A 21,715-nucleotide genomic window follows, 5' to 3' on the forward strand; every position below is an offset into this window, starting at 1 on the left:
ATCTGAAATGCGCCGACCATCTGCAAGGCGAGACAATGACGAGCTGACGCTGCGGGGGCTCGCGCGTTTCCGTTCGATGTCACTGCTCTGCGCGATGCAGATGGTCTTCCTGCCGGTGTTCAGCGTCCGCCTGCAGGCGCAGCCGGCGAACGTGATCACGCCGGACGGCCGCACCGGGACCAGCCTTCAGACGTCCGGCAGCGTGACCACCGTCACGACGTCGACCGTCTCCGGCACCAGTGCCTTCAACTCGTTCTCGCAGTTCAGCGTCGGGCAGGGCAACACGGTCAATCTGCAACTGCCGACCGGCACGCAAAATCTCGTCAACATCGTTCGCGACGCACCGGTCTACGTCAACGGCACGCTGAACTCCTACATGAATGGCGCGATCGGCGGTAACGTCTATTTCGCCGATCCCAAGGGTTTCGTGGTCGGCCGCAGCGGCACGGTCAATGTCGGCAGCCTCAACGTCTCGACGCCGACGCGCGAGTTCACCGACAGCCTGATCGGCGCGCAGGGGCAGATCAATGGTTCGGCCGTCGCCAATCTGATGGCGGGGTCTTTTCCGGTCTCGCCGGACGGCAACATCCGGATCTACGGCCGGGTCAATGCCATCGACGGCGTGCGCCTGACCGGGCAGAACGTCCTTGTCGGCGGTGCCAGCCAGCGCGACATTGCCAATCTCGATCATGCCGCGAAGTTCGCGGCCTCAGTCAATTCCAAGGGGCTGCGGAGCGCCGCCGCGATTTCCGTGCGCAACGGCTCCATTCACATCGGCGCCGTCAACAACGCCAGCGTCAACGGACGGCTGACCGCGCGCAGCAAGACCGCGACGCCGAGCAACATCACGGTCGTGGCCGGCAACCAGGCCGAACTCGGCAAGAATGCGCGCTTGAGCACGGCGAGCAGGACCGCGGATGCCGGCGGCGTTCTCGTCAAGGCCGGCAACGACGTGACCGTGAAGAGCGGCGCGAAGATCAATGCCAGCTCGAAAACCGGCAATGCAGGCCTGGTCGAGCTGAGCGGAAACGGTGTGATCGACGTCGGCAGCGGCGTCACGATCAACCTTGCCGCACCGAACGGCCGGGCCGGCACGCTGCTGATCGACCCGACCGATGTGGTGATCGGCGACGCCAGCCAGGGCGACGTCGGCGTAACCCTCGGCAACACGTCCGTCGCCAACGCCATCGCGGCGCTCAGCGCTGGTGGCACTTATCTGGTTCAGGCCGACAATTCGGTCACGCTGGCCGGGCATGCAGTGATCGATGCCCGCAACCTCGACGTCACCAAGACTCATTCCGTCGGCAACGCCATCAACGTCGAGATCGACGCGCCGACCATCAGCATCGTCAACGGAGCGCAGATCCTCGCCCAGGCGATCAATACTGGTGGAACGACCTACAGCAGCGGCAGTGTCACGCTTGCAGCCACGGCGAGCCAGATCCTGATGTCCGGCCACGCCCATGCGACCACGGGCATCACCGTTGACGGCACGATCACCGGCGGCGCGATCTCGATCAGCGCGAGCTCCACCGCAGTCGCGAGCTTCACGAGCTCGCTCGCTTCGACGTTCGCGCTGGTCGGCGAGTCGGTCCCCGGCATGATCCTGGGCCTCAACGGAGGCTATGTCGCGGCGAGCGCAACCGCGACCGTGAACATCAACGGCCATGCCAATATCTCCGGCAGCGGCAACGTCTCGATCAGCGCGTACGGGTCGGAGAGGGCCGAGGATCCCGTTATCGCCTCGTCGCTCCTCGGCGTATCGCCGGTCGGCGCCGCGGTCGTGGTCGGGAACATCGCCGGCAACGTCACCACCAACGTCGCAAGCAACGCGACGATCAGCGCGGGTGGCACCCTCGGCATCAAGGCCACCAACGATGCCACGATGAACGTCACGGCCGTATCGCTGACCTCGAGCGCAGTTCTCGTGGCAACGGTGGCCTATTCGACGGCGTCGGTGACGACCACGGCAAACGTCGCGACCGGCGCCCACCTGAGCGTCGGCACCGCGAGCGGATCGACCGGTGGATTCGCGCTGCGTGCGCTGAATAACAACAGCTTCTCGACGTCCGCGACTTCTGTGGGGCTGGATAATCCGGCCCTGAACGGCGGCGTCGGCGGTGCCGTCGCGATCAGCAACGTCAACACCTCGGCGACCGCGACCCTCGGGTCGTCGCTGGGGTCCAGCACGTCGAACCGGATGAACGGCTCGGTGACGGTCGAGGCGACCTCCAACACGACGTCGAACTCGACGATGTCCTCGACCATCACGGGTACGCCGGCTTTGATTGCCGGACTTCAGGGTGCCCTGGTCGTGGGCACGATGAATCCCAACCTGTTCTCGCAGCAGTTCAGCACGTTGTTCACCGCGGATCTGAACCTGAAGGCGGCGGCGGCCTTGACGATCGCGCGCAGCACGGAGAGCGCAACGGCGGCGATTGCGCAGAATCCGAGCGGCGGCGCGCCGTCGATCTACACGTCGGGTAACGTCGCCGTCATCAGCAACGTGATCGACGTGGGCGTGCGCAGCATTGCGACGGCCTCGGCGATCAGCTCGAGCCCGGTCGATGGTCAGTCGACGGCCGTCGCCGCGGCGGTCGCATGGGGCGATTTCACGCACAATTCGAACGCCTATATCGGCGGCGGGACCCTGATCAATGCGCCGGAGATCGGCGTCTCGGCAAACACCTATATGCCGATTACCAACACCTGGTTGCAATGGGCCTCGCTGACCGACGTGCTGAGGCATCTCAACGGAAATCTCGGCGTCGGCGGCAGCATCCTGACCAGCTACGCCAATGCGACCGCTGACGCAGGCGACACCGTCGGCATCTCGGGGTCGCTGAACAATTTCATGGTTCACAACAACACCACGGCGTGGGTTGCGACCGGCGCCAGCCTGACGTCGACCTGCACCGTTGCGAGTTGCGGCAGCGGCGCTTGGACGGCCGCGCTGGACAGCGGTGCGACGCAGGCCTTCGACGCGACCCTCGCCATCGCGGCGACGGCCTATTCGGCCTCGATCGACGCCGCCGGCAATGTCGGCACGCTCGGCTTCCTTCCCGGCAACACCTCGGGCGGCTCGTCGCTGGGCGGCGCGCTCAATCTGGTCCAGTTCTGGAACAACACGATCGCCGGAGTGGCGTCCGGCGCTTCGCTCGGCGCGACCGACAACGTCTCCATCACGGCATCGACCACCGACCAGTTCTTCGGCGTCGCGCCGACGTCCGGCAAGGCGGCCGGCGCGCTCGCGCTGAACGGGATCACGTCGGTCGCGCTCGTGAACAACACGACTCATGCCTCGATCGGGATCGGCGCCACCGTGTCGGCTCCCACGGTGAATGTGCTCGCCCAGCAGGATCTGTCGATGCTGTCGGTTGCCGGCGCGGTGTCAGCCGGCGGCAACTCCGCCGTCGGCCTCGCCGTCGCCTATCTCGGCGCGACCACCGACACCGCCGCCTATGTCGGTGACAATCACAGCGACATCCACCCGGGCCCGTTCAGTTCGGACGATCCGTTCTCGGGAACTGGCAGCGGTAACGGGTCGGTCACGGCCGACCATTTGGCGATTTCCGCGACGACCGCGGGCCGGATCACCGCGGCGTCGATTGCGGCTGCGATCTCGGAACCTTCGGTCTCGGACTTCGGCACCAAGGCCGGTGCCGTCGGCGCAGCCGCGACCGGCGGCGCGGGCGGGATTTCAACCGCGCTGGCCAAGGTTGGCTCGTCGTCGGGCGCCTCCAGCAGCGGCTTCACGATCGATCTTGCCGGCAGCTCCTCCATCAGCGATGTGAGCCTTGGCACGACCGCCTCGATCACCGGCGTCACGATCAACCGCTACTCGCCGAGCCCAACGGCCACCTTGCTGGTCCAGGCGCTCAACGACACCATTCTCAACAACGGCTCGGGCGGCGCCGCCGCCAATCTGGGAGGCAGCGCCGGCTCGACGAGCGTGGCCGTCGACGGCACCATCGCCGCGGCGATCTCGAACAATGTGACCAAAGCCTTCATCTCCAACTCCACGGTCAATAACCAGCAGTCCGTGACCGTGCAGGCATTGAACGGCGGATCGGAAACGGTCGTGGCGATCGGCCTTGCCGCGTCAACGCGGTCCAACGCCGCCTCGATCGCTCTGTCCGTCGGCATCATCACCGACAGTGCGCAGGCCTACATCGAGAATTCGACGATCGCCGGCGGGAGCACAGGCGTCCTGCGGGCTCTCGAGGTCGATGCTTATCAGACCAGCAACATCGCGGTCGGCGGCGGTTCGCTCTATATTTCCGGCGGACAGGGCGGCTTCGGCGTCGCCATGACGTATGCCTCGATCGGCGATCCCTCCGGCGGCAACGCGACCGACGCGCACATCAAGTCCACATCGATCAGCAATTACGACTCGCTTCTGGTGCTCGCCGACAATGCCAGCATCATCGCGGCCGGTGCCGCGTCGGCCGGGGCAGGGTCGAACGGTCTGTCGGGTTCGATCGTCGTCGACGAAATCACGTCCACGACGACGGCCTATATCAGCAGCAACTCGACAGTGAACATCAACGTCGGGCGCGTGACGGTGCTGGCGGACAGCGGCGCTGTGTCGGACCTCGATACGGCGCTCGGAAATCTCGTCAAGAAGTCGAACAACAATCATCTTGCGTCGGACACGTGCACGGCCGCCGCCGGCGGTGGCACGCAGAACTGCATCGATTTCAGCGCCGCGGCGCTCAACGGCGGCACCGGTAACGGTCCGGGCGCCGGCATCATCTCCGTTGCGGGCATTATCCAGGCCGGCAAGAACAATGTCGGGGCGTCGATGGTGTACGATACCATCGCGACGACGCATTCGGCCTATATCGCCAACGTCCGGATGTCGACGATCGGCAGCGTCAGTGTGAATGCGGTCGACACCACGAAGATCCAGTCGGTCACGATTGGCTTCGGTTTGGCGACCGGTCAGTTTGCCGGCGTCGGCGGCATGACAATCAGCTCGATCGCCAATAATGTTTCGGCGGCAATCGGCAACAACCAGTCCGACACGACGCAATCGACCGTGACGGCCTCCAACATCTCCGTCACCGCGAGCGACAATTCCAGCATCACCGGCGCCGCCGCCGTCGCGGGCGCCTCGACGCAAGGCAGCGCCGCGGGGCTGGCACTCGTCTACAGCAGCATCGCCAACAATGTCAGTGCCGGCGTCACCGGCTCCAAGCTGATCGCCTCGGGCAGCGTGGCCATTAACGCGAACTCGAACGCCGATATCTCGACGGTTGCCGTCGGTATTGCGATTTCTTCTCAGATCGGCCTTGCCGGTTCGGTCGCCACCAATCTGATGGGAACCAACGTCACCGCCAGCATTACCGGCGGGGCCGACGTCACCGCAAACAACAACGTTGCCGTGATTGCCGGCAATAACGACAAAGCGGGCGTCTTCGCCGGCGCCGTGTCCATCAGCAAGGGCGCGGCCGGCGGCGCGGGCTCGATGGTCACGAACAAGATCACCGGCACCACCGCGGCCTATATCAGCGGGACGACGACGAAAGTGGATGCGCTCGGAACCAGCACGAGCGACGTGCTTTCGGTCAACAGCGGCACGCTCGCGCACGCGATCGATCTCGGCGGCTTCAGCGCGCCCACCGACATCACGCCCGATCTGAGCGAGACCCAGGAGAGCGTACGCGGCCTCGCCGTCGTCGCCAGCTCGCACCAAGCCGTCGTCACCAATGTCGCCACCCTGTCCGCGGGCTCGGGCATCTCCATCATGATCAATCCGATCACCAATGTGATGAGCGGATCCACCAAGGCCTATATCGACGGCGCGGCGATCGACACCCGGCTGGCAAGTTCGACGCTGGACCCGCAGATCGACGTGGCCGCCAGCAGCTTCTCCTATTCGGGCGCGTTCGGCGCTGGCGTGGTGCCGCCAACCGGGAGCGGGGGCGGCGGTGCGACCATTCTCAGCACGACGATGTCGCGTGACACCGAGGCCTACATCACCAGTGCGACCGTTGGCGGCATGCAGTCGACGAGCGCAACGGTGGGAGCCGTCACCGTGAAAGCCAATGCCGAGCAGGACGCGTCATCGATCGCGGTCGGTTTCGGCACCGGCTCGGTCGGGCTGAACGTCTTCGTCGCAACTACCGAGGCCTATGTCGACGGCGGCTCCCTCACGGCGTCCTCGCTCGCGGTCAATGCCTACGACGCCACCGGTATCGCGTCGGCGAACGGCTCGGGCGCCTATGGCAGCCAGGCCGCGATCGGCGCGGCGTTCCTGGTTCAGGTCTCGGCGAACCGGACCGAGGCCTATGTCGGCGACGAGTTCCACTATCAGGGCGACGGCGCGGCGCACACGACCGCGGTCAATTTGAGCGGCGCGCTCGACGTCGAGGCTACGACGAAGAACCGCTTCCAGGCCTATTCGATCGGCGGGGCGCTTTCGACCGGCACGGCGGCGATCGCCGGCATGGCCAACATCGAGATCGCCAACAACACCACCATCGCGGGCGTCTACGACACCACGCTGCAGTCCCCCACGGGCGGCGCGGCTGGCGCGGTCACCATCAACGCCACCGAAGACGTCGCGATCAAGGAGATCGCCGGCGCGCTTTCGATTGCCGCCAGCGGGTCCGGCGTCGGCGTCGGCGCTGCGGCCAATGTCATCGTCTTCAAGAGCCAGACCATTGCGGAAAGCCGCAACAGCAACCTCAATTCGTCCGGCGCAATCAATGTCGGCGCGCTCAGCACCAAGGAAGTGCTGTCCTACGCGGTCACCGCCGGCATCGGCGGCAGCGTCGGCATCGGCGCAACCGTCGGCGTCATCATCGTCGGCACCAACACCGCCGATCCGGATACGCAGGGCGAGCAGACCGGCCAGCTCAACCAGGGCAACAACGGCACCCTCGCGTCGGTGAACGCGGGCACCAATTCCTTGCACGGCAGCGACGCGGTCGCGAGCGGCACCTCGGGCAATCCGGGCAACGCCAACGCAACCTCGACCTACGACGTCAGCACCGTGCTGACCGGCGGCAATGACGGTGTCACCGCCCAGATCGCGGGCGGCAATGTCACCGGAACGCAGGTCAACGTCGCTGCGACCAGCGCCAACGCGACCAAGATGTTCCTGCTCGGCGCCGGCTTTGCCAAGAATGTCGGTATCGGTGCCGGCATCGGCTACACCAGTGTCAACAGCAGCGTGCTCGCCAATCTGAGCGCGATCGTCGCGGCGCCTTCCGTGACGGTTGCGGCGCGGGTCAAGGACGCCGACACCGGACCTTATTCGGGCAAGACCGTCGACAGCGAGGCGATCGCCGGCGGTGCAGCGCTCTATTTCGGCGCGGATGCGGCTGTGGCGGTCGGCAACGTCGCAAACACGGTCACGGCGCAGCTCGGCGGCTCCGTCACCGGCACGGGCGGCACCGGCGTCGCAGTCATGGCGATGGACAGCTCGACCCAGAGCGTGACCGCGGGCGGCGGCACCGGCGGCCTCGCGGCCATTGGGGTGTCGATCGCGACCACGGGACGGTCCAGTTCGGTCGCGGCAAAGGTGCTGTCGAACGCGACGGTGAACAGCTCGACCCTTGCGATTGGCGCAGGCGAGGCCGGCGCAATGTCGGCGTCCGCGACCGCGGTCGCGGGCGGCATCGTCGCCGGTGACGGGGCAGTCGCCACGGCAAAGGAAAACTCGACTGTTCTGGCCGAGATCGGTTCCAGCGCATCGATCACCACGTCCGCGACCGGCGCCGGCACGCTGGTGTCGGCGTCGATCACCCCGAACGTTTCGAGCAAGGCGATCGGTGTCGCGGTCGGCGGCGGCGCCATCGGCGTGTCCGTCGCGGAATCCATGGTGACGGCCACCGTCACCGCCGATGTCGGCGACAACACCACCTTCTCGGGCGGGGCGCTCGGCGTGACCGCCATGGCGCTGGTGCCGACGGGCGGCACGACGACTTACGCCTGGTCACTTGCGGGCGGCGGCGGCTCGTTGATCGGCGCCCAGGGCAGCTACGCCAGGGCCTCCGAGAACGCGACCGTCAGGGCCTATGGCGGGACCGGGATCCATCTTCCCAATGCCGACGTGGTCATTGCCGCAGAGAACGACAGCAGCCAGTACGCCGAGTCGACCGGTCTCTCGACCGGGTTCCTCGCCATTGGCGCGACCGTCGCACAGGTCTCCTCGAGCGCCCACACCTACGCCTATCTCGGGGCCGGCGCGGTCACCGCCGCGTCCAACACGGGCGTTCTCCAGATCACCGCCACGGGCACCGATACCAACGTCGCCAGCGCGATCGTCGGTGCGGGCGGCACTTATGCCGGCGCCGCAGCGGTCGCGACGACGGCCACCACTGCGGTCACCGACGCCATGCTCTATGGCGAGGCGACGGACAATACGCTTTATTTCGGCGGCCTCAACATCAAGGCCAAGCATACGACGAATTATGCCGGCAGCGGTGATGCCTACCAAGCCTCCGCGGCGGGCGCCTCCGGCGGCAGCGCGCAGAACGATATCACGTCGACGACCACGGCTGAAATCGGCACGCATCTGATCGTCAACTCGGCCGGCGGCGACATAGTTGTGATCGCCAACGACGTGGTCAACCAGGCTGGTGGTGGGGCGCGGTCTGGTTCCGGCGGCGTGTTTGCCGGCGCGGCCGCGCTCAGCAAGTCCAGGGTCACGCAGACCGTCACGACCAACATCGACGCCGGTACGATCCTGAGCCTCAATGCCGATCCGAGAACGACGACGGGCGCGATCAACATCGAGGCCTACAACACGTTGAGCACGACCGACACGGTCAATTTGAGCGCCGCGGGCCTGTTCGCCGGCGGCGGCGCCGAATCCGACATGACGGCAAACGCCACGCTCTCGGTCAACATCCAGGCCAGAGAGCTGTTCAGCGCCGGCAACATCTATATTGGCTCGGCGTCGCGGATGGCGGCGAACAATTACGCCAACGCCAGCCTTTATGGTGCGGTCGGCGGAGTCGGCGCCAGCACAAACGCATGGGTGCATGCAACACAGAACGTTAATGTCGGCAGCAACTCGACAGTGGAGGCCTGGGGCAAGATCAACATCGCCGCAGGCCTGGCGGGCGACGGCAGTATCTACAGCAGCGTGGCCGCGAACGCGACGACGGTGGTCTACAACAACACGGTCGTTCCCATCTCGGGCCTCTATCGCGGCACCGCCAACGCCGACGACGACACCAGCCTGACGCTTGCCATCGGTTCGAAGGTGCTCGGCGCCAACGACATTTCGCTCACCGCGACGCCGGGCCAGGTCACGGCCTCCGGTCTCGGCAGCAACTACAATCCCTACCTAGAGATCTTCAGCGCCAAGAACAGCGACAACCACAGCAACGACAACAGCGGCGGGACCGGCAATGTCGCGCTCAACGGCCTCGTGGTGGCCGGCATCCACAATGACGAGACGATCACGATCGCGCTTGGCGCGAGCACGCCGACCCTGTCCACGACGAGCCCCTACGATCCGCTCTCGCTCGAATACGTCTCCGGCGTCGATCATTTCAATCGGGTGATGAGCTGGAACCACCAGACGATCCAGTACACCATCGTTGGCGGCTTCAATCCTTACCAGACGATTGTCGCTCAACTCGCATCTCTGAGTGGCCTGACGTCGACGCAGGTCCAGACGGCGCTTTCCGCCGCGCAGCCCTCGATCACCTTTGGCGGCACCGATCCGACCGGCGACATCCAGCGCCAGATCAACACCCTGATTCAGCAGGCGCCGTTCGCCGCCAATGCATCCGGCAACGCCTTCGCCTTCGGCGATATACTGGTGTCGGCCGGCAACGTTTCGATCCTGGCGCAGAGCCTGTCCGGGGCAGGTGGTGCGGGTAACGTCGCGCCGTCGGTGATCGCGCGCTCGTCGCCCATGATCAAGATTGAAAATCAGGGCCTCGATTTCGTCGCACTGTCGAACCTCACGATCACCAATGTGACGGGCGGGTTGGTCACGCACCCGCAGGTCGACCCGGGGTCGTCGTCGAACGTGACCTTCACGTCGAACAACAGCGCGACGCCGATCATCGATATCTCGGCGGTCTATAACCGCAAGGATCCCAACACGGGTCTCGGTGTCGACCAGAACGGCAACACGTTGACGCGCACGCCCGACATCTACTTCGACGGCGTCGTCACCAACGAGAACGGCCTGCTCAAGATCACCAACAATCTCGGCAACGTCGTCGCATCTCAGACGTTCGATGCCGCGACAATCCAGATGGTGGTGCCGAACGGCTCCTTCACCTTCAACGGCGGCGTCGGCAGCATCTTCAACTCCAACCATGACGTGGCCTCGCAATGGGCCAATACCGAGTACAAGCCGGCCGACAACGACACGCTGACGGCGGTGATGGCGGCGGCGACCTATCTCGGTGCCTATGGCGCCTACGACAGCGGCGTGCATATCGCTTCCGGCGGCAATCACCCGTATTCCTATTATTGCTGCGCCTCCGGCAGTGCGGGCGTCGCCGGTACGGCGAGCAACAGCACCGTCTTCACGGCCCGGCTGCTGGATCTGTATTACGACGGCGTTTCGCTCTATTCGGCGATCTTCCTGCCGATGGGTTCGGGTGCGCCGGGCAACGGCAACCCAAATGCCGGCAGCACTCCCAGCGCATCCACACTCGCGACGATCGAGGGGCCGACCACGCAGACCATCAGCACCGCCCCATGGGAGCGACACACTTACGACGGCCAGGGCGTCTATAGCGGCTCCAGCCCGTTCAACTGCGCGGGTTGCTCCGCCTACTTCCAGGTCATCAACATCCAGCCCGATGTGATCACGCCGAAGACGGCGAACACGGCGACCAACCCGCCGGCGAATGCGCCCTTCATCATCGGCAAAGCGATCATCCTGTCGGCATCGGTTCTCAACATCAACGGCACCATCCAAAGCGGCTCGAGCAGCAACTATTCGGTCAATATTGGCACCGGCGCGCTGAATGCCATCAACGCGCTGAAGGCCGACAGCTCGGCCCTTGCCCAGGCCCAGACCAACGCGCAGCACGGCAGCTATGTGGATTTGACGCAGTATCTGTCGAAGGTGAGCGGCAGCGACGTCCAGGTCGGCGCGAGGTACAATGCGGCCACCGACCAGATCCTCCTGAATGGCGTGGTGCAGGGGTCCGGCGGCTACGTCTACCTGAACGGCAAGATCATCTCGACCTCGACCGACGGCACGCCGCAGGGCAACATTATCGTCAACGGGGGCGCCGGCACGATCACGGTGAACAACTCCACCGGACTGCAACTCGTCACCAACACCATCAATACCGGCGTCAGCGCAGCCAGCGTGATCGAGATCGTCGATCAGCTCAAGGCGCAGACGACGTGGTACGTCTACAATCCTGCCGCGCCGGGCGGCCAGCAGGTGTCGACGTATCGAACCAACAGCGTCAATGCGAGCCAATATGACGGCTCGATGCTTGCCGCAACCAGCGGCACGGCCGGCCTGCAATACGCGCCGCAGGCCAACATGTACTACCAGTGGGTCGACACCGCGACGCTGGATCGTTCGACGACGAGCACGCAGTTCGACTATGGCTGGCAATACACCTCGCGGGATCCCAACAGCCGTAGCTCTTTCGTCCGCACCACCAGCCTCGTCTCAGACGTACAGCAGGTCGCCAACGGCGCCACCACGGGGCAATTGCAGAGCACGAATTACCAGGAGGTCGTCACCGCGACCGGTTCGGCTCACGGCGGCGGCGGCAACACCCATTCCGACAAGTGCTGCGGCGCGGATGGACAGTACAATTGGTACCAGGAGATCTTCGATCACCTCACGCTGACGCTGACCAACACCGTCAAGGCATCGAACCCGATCAACATCCAGTTCAACGGCGGCGGCGCCAGCACGGTCGCGGTCACCTCGAACTCCGGCATCGTCATCAACGGCCCCATCAACAACCTTCAAGGTACGACCTCGGTCGTGGCCACCGGCGCCAGTTCGGCCATCACGGTCGGCGCGAACGCCAACAATCCGGTGATATCGGGCACCAGTGTGTCGCTGTCGGCGGCGGGCGGCATCGGCAGCATCGGTGCCGGTGGGGCGCCGGTCTCCGTGCAGGTCTATGGCGGCAGCCTAACGGCCGGTTCGATCGACCACGATATCGCGATCGCGGCCATCGGCTCGCTTTCGATCAACCAGGTGAAGGTGAATTCGGCGGGCAGCACGCCGCAGGGCAGCGTCTTCATCTCGGCGACCGGCGACATCAACTCGGCGTCCGCCTACAGCGTCGGCAACCCCGTCGTCGTCGGCAAGAACATCGAGATCAGGTCCACCGGCGGTGCGATTGGCGCGGTGACCGGCGTCAGCAACGGCGCGACCGTGCTTACCAGCATCAATCCGCTGGTGATCCAGGCGACCGGCACGACGCTGGTCGACGGCAGCGTGGACGGAGGCATACTCAACAGCTATTCGACGACCGGAACCTACATCGTGCAGTCCAAGGGCGATCTGCGGCTCGGCACGGTCGAGTCGAAGAGCGGCCCGGTGTTCCTCGAGGCCGCGGCCTCCGACGGGGCGCAAGCCAGGATATTGAACGGCCTGTCGTCCGGCGGCCTCACCGCCCAGCAGAGCGCGCATCTGGCGGATGTCTGGACCAGCCTGGACCTCCTCAGCGGCAACGGCGCGACCGCAGCCGTCAACAGTTACCAGACCATGGTCACCGCAGCCTATAACGACTACTTCCAGCTCAAGAACGTCGCCTTCGCGAACGGCAACACCTATAGCCCGACCTCGGTGGGCCTGACCGTGCTGCGGGCGCAGGTGGCCGCCAAGCTTGGGATCGATCCTTCCGCGGTCTCGACGACGGACATGCAGAATGAGGCCACGACGCGCTTGCTGAAGGACCAGTTCCTGCTCGGCATGATCGACACGGTCCAGGTCAAGGCCTCGCTGACGGCATTGCTCGGCACCGCGCCCGCGGACCCGCTGGCGACGCTGTTCGGCAGCACGCTCTCGTCGAACCTGTTCACCAGATTATTCGACGGCGTGCCAACTGGCCATCAGCTCATGCCGACCAATACGGCCCTGCAGACGGCGCTTGCGACCTACAGCTCGAATTATGCCTATACGCTCGCGCCGACCGAGAAGCTCTACGGGATGATCACAGCGGGCTCGCAATGGACCCAGAGCCAGCTCGCCTACACCGTCTCTTCCTCAGCCGTCGGAGCACCGCCACCGCCGATCAGCGAGGACGTCGCGGCCAACATCAAGGCCAGCCAGGTCATGCTGTACACGCCGAACGGTTCGGTCGGCCAGCTCGCGGCGCCTCAGACGTTCACGTTCACGAGTGTCAATGCCTCGTCGCTGACGTCCGCCCAGAAGGGACTGCTCGCCTCGGCCGGTCCCGGACAGCTCGTCGTCAACTCCTCGACCGACCCGACCACCGGCGTCGTGACCTACAACGTCACGCTGTCGCAACAGAGCCTCGTCATTCTGGACGCTCCGGCCGCGGTCACCGCCAAGGCGCTGTCGGAGGTCTATCTCGGCAGCAAGAACAGCCTCGTGCTCGGCGGCATTGCTGCCGCGACCTACGGTCCGATCGCGGCCGCGCAGGCCGACGGCATCCAGGTGACCGGCAGGGGCGACGTCAAGCTCGATGCGGTGAGCGGCATCTCAGCGGGCGTGAGCGGCGTTCCCGTGATCTCCGGCGACATTCCCAACCTCTCCCTGATCGCCGAGCACGGCAACATCGGCGGCGCTGGACCGGCCGGAGCCGACCCGGCGACTAACGCGAACGTGATCCAGATCGCCTTCGCCAGCCCGACCACCGATCATCTTGATCAGGTGTCGTCCGGACTGGGCGTCTATGTGAAGCAGACCACCGGCGACCTCGTCCTCGGCAACGTCTCTGCGCCCGGCGCCATCCAGTTGGCCGCAACAGGCAGCATCTATGCCGAGGCTGGAACCAACTTCGCTGATCGCACGGCGGTGCACATCGTCGGCACGGATCTCGATCTGCGCGCCGGCGGCGATATCAGCTTCAACGGGTCGGTGTTCCAGCCGCTGCAGGTGCAGCTCTCCGGCGCGCTCACAGGCTCCGCGGTCGGCGACCTCAGCATCCTGGTCGTGGCACACGATCTCGCGGTCGGTGCGACCGGTACCTACGGCACGCTGACTGCAGGCGGGACACTGACGCTGAACGTGCCGCACGGCGCGATCAGCATCAATGCCGATGTCACCAGCGTTGCCCTGATGCAGCTGCTTGCAAACGGTGCTGTGACTTTCGCCGATGGCACCAGCGCGGCGCCGGTGGTGGCCGGCAGCTCCTCGGGCGGGGTGACGCTGGCTTCCGCCTCACTGTCGATGGGCGCTTACTCGGCCATCAACGCGGCCGGCGTGATCTCCGTGACCACAACCGGCGACGCGTCCATCGGCCAGCTCAACTCGTCGCTGTCCTACGCCGCGGCCTCGAACGGGCCTTCGATCGTCGTCACCGCTGGTGGCGTTGCCTCGCTCGGAGCGATCGTCGACAATGGCGACGGTCAAACGAAGATCTTCGCGTCCAGCTCCGGCGCCGAAGTTTCGCTGAGCGCATCCAACGGCATCGGCAACGCGACGAGCCGGTTCATCCTCAGTGCCGCGCGGCTGTCCGCAAACACGAGTGCTGGCGGTATCTATCTGAAGTCTCTGACCGACACCGAGGCGAGCCTGTTGTCCGCAGTGAAGGGTAGCGTGGACATCCTCGGCAGCGGTGGCCTGACGCTCGACCAGGTGCTGGCGGGCACGGCCACGGGTGCGAGCGGTTCCTTCAGCGCCGTCGCGAACAATGGCAGCATCGTCATCGGCACGGCCGACAGCAGCGGGTCGCAGACGGTCCACGCCGGCCAGAACGTGACGTTCAAGTCGCTGGTTACGACCGGCAATGGTGGTGACGTCGGCAACATCAACGTCACGGCCGACAACGGCTTCATCCTGGCGCAGGCGGTGATGTCGGGCGGCGTGACGACGCTCGGCTCGGTTTCGGCTCATGGCGGGGCGACGCTGCGTGCCGCCTCGACTATCACCGGCAACACGCTCGCCGCCACCACCGGAGCGGGCCTGCTGACCGCCGGCGGGCCGATCAACTGGAACGTCCTCAACGTCGGCACGACGCTCGGCGCGACCGCGGGCCAGGGAAGCATCGGCTTCAAGACCGCGCAGAGCGGCGGCACACAGACCATCCACGCCCACGACAACGTTAGCTTCAACGCGCTCACGTCCACCGGTATCAACGGGGATGTCGGCAACATCACTGTCACGGCTGATAGCGGCTTCATCCTGGCGCAGGTGGTGATGTCGGGCGGCGTGACGACGCTGGGCTCGGTGTCGGCTAACGGCTCGGCGACGCTACGTGCCGCCACGACGATCACGGGCAACAGGTTCGCCACCACAACCGGCTCCGGCCAGCTGACCGCCGGCGGCCCGATCGACTGGAACGTCCTCAACGTCGCGACGACGCTGGGCGCGAGTGCGGGCCAGGGCAGCATCACCTTCCAGACCGCGCAGAGCGGCGGCACGCAGACCGTGCACGCCCATGACAATGTCACGTTCCACGCGCTGACGGCGACGGGCATGAACGGTGACGCCGGCAGCATCAACGTCGCCGCCGACAACGGCTTCATCCTGGCACAGACGGTGACTTCGGGTGGCGCGACGACGCTCGGCTCAGTCTCCGCCAACGGCTCCGCGCGGCTGATCGCTGCGGGGACCAACACCGGTCATAATCTCACGGCCACGACCGGCAACGCTGTGCTGCAGGGCACCGTCGTCAAGTGGGACAATCTCACAGCCGGCGGCTCGCTCGGCGTCACCGCGACTGCCGGAGGGATCACCCTCGGCACCGCCATCAGCGGTGGCACACAGACCCTGCATGCTGTCAACGACATCGTCTTCAGCCAGCTCACCACGACGGGTATCCCGGGTGATGCCGGCGATATCGACCTGCGCTCCGACGCCGGTTCGATCCGGGGCGGATCGATCTCCGCCAACGGCGATACGCACTTTGCTTCGGCGGGGGCGATCTCGCTCGACCGGATCAGGGGCAACACGGTCAAGCTGTCGTCGCCGGGTGACTTGACGATCGGCTTCGTCAGCGTGGTGAGGGAGCTCGACCTCGCCGCCGATACGATCAACGTCAACGGCGAGCAGATCCGCTCGACGCCGCAGATCCCGCTGATCATGAACGTGACGGGCTACAACGGCGGCACCGCGACCTCGGCGAAGGTCTCGATCGACCCTGATAGCATTATCATCAACCAGTTCAGGGTGGTGGATGCCAACTTCTGGACCGACGCGCGGGCCGTCGCGATCCTGAACGGCTATGTGCCGGGTCAGCTCATGCTGACCACGGCAACCCAGCAGGTGCTGCTCGACAACCGTACGCCGGCGCCGTCCAACTGGCCGTCGCTGCAGCTCTACCAGCCAGGTGGCGTGTTCACGATGAGCCAGGTCGGGAATGCCAATGTCAGCAACGCCTATGTGGTGTTCTACACCGGCGACGTCTCCGCGACCGTCACCAATTACGGGCCGACCCACACCTGCTGCAACGACTTCACCGGCGCCAGCATGATCCGCAACATCTCCGTCGACGGCGAGGGCACCGAGAACATCGAGACCTGGCTCGCGAAGAAGGACGGGGGGACGTTCTACCTGCTCGGTCTCTCCGGCAAGGCGCGGCTCGATGCGCTGCTGACACCGCTGCCGGTCGAAACCGTCGGCTCTGGTCCCGCGGTCAACATCGAGGGACTGAGCGACATGCGCAAGCTGCGCCGGCAGGGCCAGCGCGTGGGACGCGTCGGCTGGAAGGACGCGGCGATCGAGGCGGCGAAGCCGGCCATCGGCCGTCTCGCACAGGCATGGTAACGGGACCAGGGATGCGGATTTGGGGGGCAGCGCTAGGGGTTGGGTTGGCAGCGTCGTGCATCGCCTCCGCGCGGGCGCAGATTCCGTCGATCAATCCCGGCGTGATCCAGAACGACGTCGACCGGCAACGCCGGCAGCTCGAACAACAGAGCGCGCCGCCCAAGCTCAACGGGCCGGCGGTGATTGGCGGCGAGCGGGAGAAGTCCCAGCTCCTGAAGCCGGGCGGGCCGAAATTCCGCCTGCGCAAGGTCGAGTTCGACGCCTCCAAATTCATTACGCCGGCTGAGCTCGACGAGATCGCGAAGAAGTATGTCGGCAAGAACGTCGACATCGCCTCGCTGCTGCAGCTCGTCGCCGATATCAACGCCATCTATACCGAGCGCGGCATCGTCACGGGCATCGCGACGCTGCCCGAGCAGGATGCCAAGGGCGGCATCGTCCGCGTCAAGCTGACCGAAGGCCGGCTGCAGAAGACGACCATCGAGGGCAACAAGCAAACCCGCACCGAGTACATCCTTCAGCGCGTGAAGGAGCCCGAAGGCGAGGTCCTCGACGTTCCAAAACTCAATCGCGACGTGATCTGGTTCAACCGAACCAACGACGTGCAGATCAAGGCGCTGCTGCAGCCCGGCACGAGCTTCGGCCTGACCGATCTCCAGTTCGCCGTGATCGAGCCGCCGGTCGACACGTTGCAGCTCTTCACCGACAACCAGGGCGCGGAAAACACCGGGCGTTGGGAGGGTGGGGCCTTCTACAAGCGCCACGGCCTGTTCGGCGTCGACGACCGCTTGACCTTCTACGGCGTCCGTTCCGACGGCAACCTCAACGGCAATGTCGCCTACAGCATCCCGGTCAATCCCTGGGGCGGCCGCGCCGGTGTCAGCTATACCGAAGGCAAGATCAAGATCATCCAGGGACCGTTCGTCGCGCTCGACGTGACCGGACGCTCGAGCCAGGCCGCGGTCAATTTCAGCCAACCGGTCTGGGTGACGCAGAACTGGCTGGTGCTGCTCAACGCCGCGGAGACCGAGGGCAAGACGGTCAGCCGCTTCGCCACGGTCGCCGTGACCCAGGATCATTACGACAAAGCGACGGCCGGCCTCTCGGTGACCAATTCCGGCAACACCTATTCGATCACGGTCTCGCCGGCGGTGAACTACATCACGTGGCAAGCCCACGTGCTCGGCAATAATCGCACGTTCAACACCTATACCGGCTCGATGTTCGCCACCAGCGCCGCAGGGCCTGCAAATTTCAGCACCAATGTGCTGGCGAGCTGGCAGTACACGCAGGAAAAGCTGCTGCCGGGCGACCAGATCTTCTCGATCGGCGGTCCGACCACCGTGCGCGGTTATCCCTCCAACTCGGCGTCCGGCGACAGCGGCTATTATTTCAACGCCGAGCTGCACTACAATTGGTCGCAATGGCTCAGGGGTTTCGACACCTACATCTTCACCGACTGGGGTGCGGTGTATTCGACGTTTCCCGGGATCACCGAGCTGGGCTCGGTCGGCGTCGGCTTCTCCTGGACCTACGCCTCGTTCCTGACGTTCGAGGCGAATTACGCGACGCCGTTGAAGATGGCTGTCTCGACCCAGAACCATTACGAGGCCTATGGCCGTGTCATTTTCCGGCCGTTGTTGATGTTCCAGAAGCAGGAAAGCCCCACGCCTGTGGCGGCGGTTGCCGGCAGGAGCAAGTCGTAGCTGAAGCTCTCTCCGTCGTCTTTGCGAGGAGCTCTTGCGACGAAGCAATCCAGACTGCTTCGGCGGCAAGATTCTGGATTGCTTCGCTTCCGCCTTCGCTCTTCGAGCTACGGCGGACAAGCCGCTCGCAATGACAGGCGATGGACTGCAATGCGGGTCTGATTAACGCCGCAGCGTGAACTCATCCGCGCCGCGGCGCTGCTCCCATTTCGCCTGTTCCAGCTCGGGCCGGTCGCATTCGATCTCGGGATAGCCGATGCAGAGGTAGGCGATGAATTTCCAGGTGTCGGGCACGTCGAGACTGGCGTGGATGCGATCCGGATGGAGGATCGAGACCCAGCCAAGCCCGATGCCGTCGGCGCGCGCGGCCAGCCACATCGCGGTGATCGCCGCGACCACGGAATATTCCGTCGTCTCCGGCATTGTCGCGCGGCCGAGGCCGTGACCAACGTCGCTGGCCTTGTCCGCGAACACGGCGAGGTGGCTCGGGGCCTGTTCGAGACCCGACAGTTTCAGCGTGGCATAGCGCGCTGCGCGCTCACCGGCATAGGCATTCAGCGCGTCGGCGTTGCACGCTTTGAAGTCGTCGATCACGGCGCGACGCCGTGCGTCGTCGTCGACGATGACGAAGCGCCAGGGCTGGCTGAGGCCGACCGAAGGCGAGAGACAGGCCGTCTCGATCAGGCGATCGACGGCGCCGTCAGGCAACGGATCGGCGCGAAAGCGGCGCACGTCGCGGCGCCACACGAACAGCTCGCGCAAGTGCTGGCGGAAGGTGTCGTCGAACTCGACCATCGCGTCACCCTCCGATCTGGACAGCTGCGGCAACCAGCAGGATCAGAATCTCGCCAGTCTGCTCGAACGCGCCGAGGATGTCGCCGGTCTGCCCGCCAATCTGGCGGATGGCAAGTCGCGCCAGCATCAGGCCGGCGAGGGAGAGCAGGATCAGGCTCACCAGCGCCTTGCCTGGCCCAAGCGCGAGCGTGAGCGCGAGGATTCCAACAGCGAAGGCGATCGCGATGCTGCGGCCCGGCGGTGATCCCGCACTCGCCGACAGGCCGTCAGGTCGCGCAGGCGCGACCTGCGACATGAAGGCCGGCAAGCCCGCGCGGGCCGCAGTATGCGCAGCGCACAGTGCGAGCGCGACTGCCCACGGATTGGCGATCGCCGCGAGCGCGCTCCAGCGCAGGCCGAACGACAGGATCAGCGCGCAGACGCCATAGGTGCCGATCCGGCTGTCGCGCATGATCTCGAGCTTGCGTTCGCGCGTGCGGCCGCCGCCGAGCCCGTCGGCAGTATCGGTAAGGCCGTCCTCGTGCAGCGCGCCGGTGACGAGGGCGGTCGCGGACAGTGCGAGCAGGGCGGCAAGGTTCGGTGTCAGTCCGAACCGGCTGGAAATCGCATAAACCAAAGCGCCGGTAAGCCCGACCGCCAGCCCCGCAACGGGAAGCGCCCAGGCCGCGCGCGCGATGGCCCCGTCGCCGGCTGGCTTCGATGAGGCGACGGGAAGGATCGTCACGAACGATGCCGCGATCCTGAGATCGGCGATGACGTCTCGCAAGAATTGGTCGCGCGGCATCATTTCAGTTTCATCGGCAGGCCGGCGACGATGAATTCGACTTCGTCGGCGACTTCAGCGATGACCTGGTTCATGATCCCGGCAACGTCCCGAAAGCTGCGCGCCAGCGCATTGTCAGGCACTATGCCAAGGCCGACCTCGTTGGTCACGAAGACGACGGGACTCTTAAGGCGGGGCATGGCGCCGGCAAGCTCCTCGATCTCGCGTTCCCAGTCGCGCTCCGCATACATCAGGTTGGAGAGCCACAGCGTCAGGCAATCGACGAGCCGCGCGCCGCCGCCGTCGGTGGCGAGCAGCGCGGGCACGAGATCGAGCGGCACTTCGCGTTCGATCCAGTCGGTTCCGCGGCGCGCGCGATGTCTGGCGATACGCGCCTCCATTTCGGCATCGAGAGCCTCGGCCGTCGCGAGATAGACCGGCTGCCCGGGAAAGGCGCGCGTGCGCATTTCCGCGCGCTTGCTCTTGCCCGAACGTGCTCCGCCGGTGATCAAAATGACGGCCATGAAGTCTCCTGTCGGCCTGCACTAATCACCAAACGCGGCCAAAAACAAAGCCGAAATCCGCCAATGAGGGGCTTGCGCTCCGGCCACCCTTTGCGCAACAGGGGCAGGACAGGAGGCGGGCGTGGGTTTTGCGGGCGCGATGGCGGTGGCGATGGTGGTGGATGCCCTGTTGGGCTGGCCGCCGTGGTTGTTCGCGCGGATCGGCCATCCCGTCACCTGGTTGGGGCGGCTGATTTCTGCCATCGACACTGCCTGGAATCGACCGTCTGATCCGCCGGCATTTCGCCGTGCCGCTGGTCTCGCCGGAGCGCTCACGGTGATCGGGCTCTCGGTCGCGCTCGGCTGGGCGCTACAGTCCCTGCTTCCCTTGGGGTGGGTCCAGATCGTGCTGGTCGGTGTGCTGGCCTGGCCGCTGGTCGCCTTGCGCTCCTTGCACGACCACGTTGCTGCCGTCGCAAATCCGATGCGAGCGGGTGACATCGCCGCCGCCCGAGACGCGGTCTCGCGCATCGTCGGCCGCGATCCCGCCGCGCTCGATGAGGCCGGGATCGCGCGCGCGGCGATCGAGAGCCTCGCCGAGAATGCGTCCGACGGCATCGTCGCACCGGTGTTCTGGGGCGCGCTGTTCGGTCTGCCCGGCATTTTGGGCTACAAGGCGATCAACACGCTGGACTCCATGATCGGCCATCGCTCCGAACGCCACGAAGCCTTCGGCTGGGCCGCGGCGCGCATCGACGATGTCGCCAATTTCATTCCGGCGCGGCTGACCGGATTTCTGTTCGTGCTGCTGGCGCCCCAGCGATCAGAGGCGCTGTCGTGCATGACGCGGGACGCACGCCGACATCGATCGCCCAATGCCGGCTGGCCGGAAGCGGCTATGGCCGGCGCGCTTGGCGTGCGGCTCAGCGGTCCGCGGATCTATCACGGCAGCACCACCAACGAGCCCTGGCTGAATGAAGGGGCGCGCGATCCGCTTGCCGCCGACATCGATCGGGGATTGACGGTTTACCGCCGCGCCATGCTGCTGCTCGCCGCTGTCCTTGCGATCCTGGCCTTCGCGTGAAAG

General features: G+C 65.6%; 6 protein-coding genes. 3 read left to right on the plus strand and 3 right to left on the minus strand.

The genetic code is table 11. The annotated features are described in order from the left end of the window. Nucleotides 1-7 precede the first annotated feature (7 nt). Both BRA1417_RS0118610 and BRA1417_RS0118615 read left to right on the plus strand, forming a co-directional pair. On the plus strand, nucleotides 8-16,861 hold the full coding sequence (locus BRA1417_RS0118610; protein WP_027517073.1) for a leukotoxin LktA family filamentous adhesin: 16,854 nt from the start codon (nucleotides 8-10) through the stop codon (nucleotides 16,859-16,861). Nucleotides 16,862-16,872: 11 nt separating this feature from the next. Beyond that, a complete protein-coding gene (locus BRA1417_RS0118615; RefSeq protein ID WP_027517074.1) occupies nucleotides 16,873-18,567 on the plus strand; it encodes a ShlB/FhaC/HecB family hemolysin secretion/activation protein in 1,695 nt (564 codons plus the stop codon). Nucleotides 18,568-18,729: 162 nt separating this feature from the next. Here BRA1417_RS0118615 and bluB read toward each other — a convergent pair whose 3' ends face one another. Genes bluB through cobU form a run of 3 tightly spaced genes read right to left on the minus strand, consistent with a single transcriptional unit; the run spans nucleotide 18,730 to nucleotide 20,649 of the window. Beyond that, complete coding sequence (bluB, locus tag BRA1417_RS0118620; RefSeq protein WP_027517075.1) at nucleotides 18,730-19,362, minus strand: 5,6-dimethylbenzimidazole synthase; 633 nt, start codon at nucleotides 19,360-19,362, stop codon at nucleotides 18,730-18,732. A 4-nt stretch (nucleotides 19,363-19,366) separates the two neighbouring features. Next, nucleotides 19,367-20,149, minus strand: coding sequence for an adenosylcobinamide-GDP ribazoletransferase (cobS, locus tag BRA1417_RS0118625; protein ID WP_027517076.1), 783 nt, complete (start codon nucleotides 20,147-20,149; stop codon nucleotides 19,367-19,369). Next, nucleotides 20,146-20,649 carry a bifunctional adenosylcobinamide kinase/adenosylcobinamide-phosphate guanylyltransferase gene (gene cobU, locus BRA1417_RS0118630; protein ID WP_027517077.1) on the minus strand — a complete coding sequence of 168 codons (504 nt, stop codon included), beginning with the start codon at nucleotides 20,647-20,649 and terminating at the stop codon, nucleotides 20,146-20,148. The genes cobS and cobU overlap by 4 nt, the downstream gene beginning before the upstream one ends. A 121-nt stretch (nucleotides 20,650-20,770) precedes the next feature. On the opposite strand from cobU, the gene cbiB reads away from it, so the two are divergent. Beyond that, on the plus strand, nucleotides 20,771-21,712 hold the full coding sequence (gene cbiB / locus BRA1417_RS0118635; protein WP_027517078.1) for an adenosylcobinamide-phosphate synthase CbiB: 942 nt from the start codon (nucleotides 20,771-20,773) through the stop codon (nucleotides 21,710-21,712). The last annotated feature ends 3 nt before the right edge of the window (nucleotides 21,713-21,715 follow it).

The organism is Bradyrhizobium sp. WSM1417 (assembly GCF_000515415.1).
In the GTDB taxonomy this organism is placed as follows: Bacteria; Pseudomonadota; Alphaproteobacteria; order Rhizobiales; family Xanthobacteraceae; genus Bradyrhizobium.

What these genes read in the sequence shown, in the direction of transcription:
- BRA1417_RS0118610 (WP_027517073.1), top strand. Translation starts at nt 8, where the DNA reads ATGCGCCGACCATCTGCAAGGCGAGACAATGACGAGCTGACGCTGCGG.
- BRA1417_RS0118615 (WP_027517074.1), top strand. Translation starts at nt 16,873, where the DNA reads ATGCGGATTTGGGGGGCAGCGCTAGGGGTTGGGTTGGCAGCGTCGTGC.
- bluB (WP_027517075.1), bottom strand. Translation starts at nt 19,362, where the DNA reads ATGGTCGAGTTCGACGACACCTTCCGCCAGCACTTGCGCGAGCTGTTC.
- cobS (WP_027517076.1), bottom strand. Translation starts at nt 20,149, where the DNA reads ATGATGCCGCGCGACCAATTCTTGCGAGACGTCATCGCCGATCTCAGG.
- cobU (WP_027517077.1), bottom strand. Translation starts at nt 20,649, where the DNA reads ATGGCCGTCATTTTGATCACCGGCGGAGCACGTTCGGGCAAGAGCAAG.